Here is a 3,263-nt window from a genome sequence, read left to right on the forward strand (position 1 = left end):
ATTCGGATTCCTCGGGGTCCGGGCGTTTTTGTGCCCGGCGTCAAAGGAAGTCGGGCCGGAGGCGTGACGCAGGCGTCCCTCAAGGGTTATTTTTCTCATCTGTCCCTTTTCCTCCTCTCAGGTGCCTCACCGATGAGCGAATCCCTCACGAACCTTGACCTTGCCCGCTTCCCCGGCTTCAGCCGGGCCGAGGTGAAGGACGGCGTCTGCACGATGCACCTCACGGTGCGCGAGGCGCGGCAGCTTTTCGCCACCCAGGCGCCGGTGCCCGCCGAGTACATGTCGCTCGACGATGACGTCGTGGACTTTCTCACCGACACGGTGTCGAAGAACCGGAAGACCTGCCGGGAGTTCGAGCTCGTGATCCACATGCCCGCCGAGGAGGTGAACAAGGTGAGTCTCCTCCTCGCGACGGATCTCAACACCGCGCTCAGGGCCTACTTCGACGCCCGGGGCGAGAAGTTCGAGCAGCGCCTGAGGGACCACTTCGCCGACGCCCGCAAGATGCTCGTCTGCGGCGTGGCGTTCCTGCTCGCCTGCACGCTGCTGCGCACCTACCTCTCGCCCGAGGAGACAGACCGCCTGCAGAGCTCGATGCGCGAGGGACTTCTCGTGATCGGCTGGGTGGCGCTCTGGAAGCCCGTCGAGGAACTCATCTTCAACTGGTGGCCCATCGACCGCGAGATGAAGGACTGGCGGACGCTCGCCGACATGGACATGCGCATCGAGGCGTACTGACCGCGTCGGCGGCTCCCCCGGACCGCCATCCGGCGCCGCAAGTGTCTCCGGTGCGCGCCGTTTTTTCTAGAATGAACCTTTGCCGCAGCCTGTTCAGGGAGGAGAGGAAGATATGTTCAGTTTCAAAGGCACGCTCGGGCGCCGTCCCTTCGTCATCCGCATGGTGATCCTTTTCGTGCTCATGCTCTTCGTCGGGGCCTTCATGACCGCCGCCGGCGTGGACTTCGAGGGCGATGCCGAGCCGTCCGGGAACCCCCTCTTCATGCTCGCGGGGCTCGCGATCCAGCTCGGCATCTTCGTCTGCGGGCTCGCCGCGATCGTGCGCCGGCTGCGCGACGCCGGACACTCCCCGTGGTGGTGCCTGCTCTTCTTCGTCCCGATCGCCTGTCTCCTCATCGTTTTCTGGCTCTTCATCGCGCCCTCGCGCACGCCGGCGTGGAAGGCGGTGAACTGACCGGACCCGTCTTCGCAGAGGTTTTTTGAGAGATGTTCAGTTTCCAGGGCACCCTTGAGCGCCGGCCCTACATCATCCGCATCGTCGTGATCGCGCTCGTGAGCGTCGTGCTCAATGTGATCACCGCCGTCCTCACGGGCGACCCCGCCAATCCGACCCCGATCCCGAGGACGGGGGCGCTCCTGATCCTCGCCTGCGGCATCGCCATGCTCGTCGCGACGCTCGCCGCCGTTGCCTGCCGCCTGCGCGACGCCGGGCACTCGCCGTGGTGGTCGCTCCTCGTGTTTCTCCCCGTCGTGGGCTTTATCGAGATCATCTGGCTCTGCTTCGCGAAGAAGTGAGCCGCCGGAATAAAAAGAGGCTCCGGCGGAGCAAGTCTCGACGCCGAAGCCCTGAAGGAGCCGCCCCACGGCCCGGGAGGTGAACGGGCCGTTTGCAGAATCGGGGCGGCTGTATGGCTTGAGGAAGGGAATCAGTCGACCTTGATGAGGTCGTACTGGTCCGTGCCCATGCCGAGCGCCTTCATCGCCACGAGCTGGTGCAGGCCGTGGCGGCTCTCGATGCGCTCGACCAGGTCGTGCTTCTCACTGGCCGGGCGCCCCCAGACGAGGTCGATCGAGGCCTTGTCGATCGCGAGGATGTCGGTCGAGGCGAGGATGCCGATGTCGGGAATCGTCGGCTCGGCGGCCGAGAGACCCGCGCAGTCGCAGTCCACCGACATGCGGCGCAGGACGTTGATGAAGACGATCTTCTCGCCGAAATGGTCGCAGACGGCCTTCGCCGACTCGGCCATCGTCTCCATGAGCATTTCCTTGGCGGGCCAGTCGTTCCAGTCCTCGGGGAGCTTGTCCGGGGCGACGCCGTGGACCTGCGCCTTGCCGATGCGGCCGTCAGCGCAGCCGATGGCGATGTTCTTCATCGAGCCGCCGAAGCCGCCCATCGCATGGCCCTTGAAGTGCGTGAGCACGATCATCGAGTCATAGTTGACGATGTGGCCGCCCATGGAGACTTCCTTGAAGTGCTTGCCGCCCTTGACGGGAAGGTTCACGGTGCCCTCGGCGTCCATGATGTCCACGGGGCAGAAGGTCCAGCCGTTCACCTTGAGCGTCTCGAGATGGCCCTCCGTCGTGTAGCGGTCGCCCTGGTAGAGGGTGTTCGTCTCGACGATCGTCGAATTGGGAACGGTGGCCTGGAAGGCCTTCACCATGTCGCGCGGCAGGATGTTGGGGCCGTGCTTCTCGCCCGTGTGGAGCTTGATCGCGACCTTGCCGCCGATCGTGCCGTTGATGAGGCTGTAGAGCTTGATCAGGTGCTCGGCGTCAATCACGGGCGAGAAGTACACCTTCGCCTTCTCGACCGGGCCGCCCGCGCAGCCCGCGGCGGCGTCAGCGGCGCCGAGGCTCATCAGGAATTCAGAACGGGTCATCTTCATTTTCAGTTTCTCCGGGAATTTTTTGGGATGTCAATGAACATGCCGAAGGCCGGGCGGCCGCGTCCCATGAAGGAGAAGCGGCCCCGGCCGGGGGTATGCGTATATTCTGCGCGTCCCCCCGGGCGGCCGCGGTACTCCGGGCCGCTCAGGGAATTGCCCTTTTCTCTCAATTGTCAGTCGCTTATACGCCGTTTACGCCACCGTGATGAGCTCGTACTGGTCGGTGCCCATGCCGAGCGCCTTCATGCTCGCGAGCTGGTGCAGGCCCTTTCTCGACTCGATGCGCTCGACCAAGTCGTGCTTCTCGCTCTCCGGACGGCTCCAGACGAGGTCGACCGAGGCCTGGTCGATCGCGAGGATGTCGGTGCTGGCCAGGATGCCGATGTCGGGAATGGTGGGCTCGGCGGCGCGGCGGCCCGCGCAGTCGCAGTCGACCGACATGCGGCGCAGCACGTTGATGAAGACTATTCTTTCGCCGAAGTGGTCGCAGACCGCCTTCGCGGACTCGGCCATCGTCTCCATCAGGGGTTCGCCGCGCGGCCAGCTGCCGCCGTTCTCGACCATGTGGACCTGGGCCTTGCCCTTGCGGCCGTCGGCGCAGCCGATGGCGATGTTCTTCATCGAGCCGCCGAAGCCGCC

General features: G+C 65.0%; 5 protein-coding genes. 3 read left to right on the plus strand and 2 right to left on the minus strand.

Annotated elements, in window-relative coordinates; all coding sequences use genetic code 11:
• Nucleotides 1-132: 132 nt before the first annotated feature.
• The 3 genes from Q4F91_RS12170 (at nucleotide 133) to Q4F91_RS12180 (ending at nucleotide 1,533) form a co-directional block, all read left to right on the plus strand.
• On the plus strand, nucleotides 133-738 hold the full coding sequence (locus Q4F91_RS12170; protein WP_303337990.1) for a hypothetical protein: 606 nt from the start codon (nucleotides 133-135) through the stop codon (nucleotides 736-738).
• Nucleotides 739-850: 112 nt separating this feature from the next.
• Complete coding sequence (locus tag Q4F91_RS12175; protein WP_303337991.1) at nucleotides 851-1,192, plus strand: DUF805 domain-containing protein; 342 nt, start codon at nucleotides 851-853, stop codon at nucleotides 1,190-1,192.
• 32 nt (nucleotides 1,193-1,224) lie between these two features.
• Entirely contained in the window at nucleotides 1,225-1,533 is a 309-nt protein-coding gene (locus tag Q4F91_RS12180) for a DUF805 domain-containing protein (RefSeq protein ID WP_303337992.1), read from the plus strand.
• Between the two features lie 131 nt (nucleotides 1,534-1,664).
• Here the strand turns inward: Q4F91_RS12180 and Q4F91_RS12185 are convergent, their stop codons facing one another.
• A complete protein-coding gene (locus tag Q4F91_RS12185) occupies nucleotides 1,665-2,624 on the minus strand; it encodes a DUF362 domain-containing protein (RefSeq protein ID WP_303337993.1) in 960 nt (319 codons plus the stop codon).
• Between the two features lie 192 nt (nucleotides 2,625-2,816).
• Nucleotides 2,817-3,263 (minus strand): DUF362 domain-containing protein (locus tag Q4F91_RS12190; RefSeq protein ID WP_303337994.1); only part of this gene is annotated, 447 nt, incomplete at its 5' end.

The sequence above is a fragment of the Sutterella sp. genome (assembly GCF_030539355.1).
Taxonomy (GTDB): domain Bacteria; phylum Pseudomonadota; class Gammaproteobacteria; order Burkholderiales; family Burkholderiaceae_F; genus Sutterella.

What these genes read in the sequence shown, in the direction of transcription:
- Q4F91_RS12180 (WP_303337992.1), top strand. Translation starts at nt 1,225, where the DNA reads ATGTTCAGTTTCCAGGGCACCCTTGAGCGCCGGCCCTACATCATCCGC.
- Q4F91_RS12170 (WP_303337990.1), top strand. Translation starts at nt 133, where the DNA reads ATGAGCGAATCCCTCACGAACCTTGACCTTGCCCGCTTCCCCGGCTTC.
- Q4F91_RS12185 (WP_303337993.1), bottom strand. Translation starts at nt 2,624, where the DNA reads ATGAAGATGACCCGTTCTGAATTCCTGATGAGCCTCGGCGCCGCTGAC.
- Q4F91_RS12175 (WP_303337991.1), top strand. Translation starts at nt 851, where the DNA reads ATGTTCAGTTTCAAAGGCACGCTCGGGCGCCGTCCCTTCGTCATCCGC.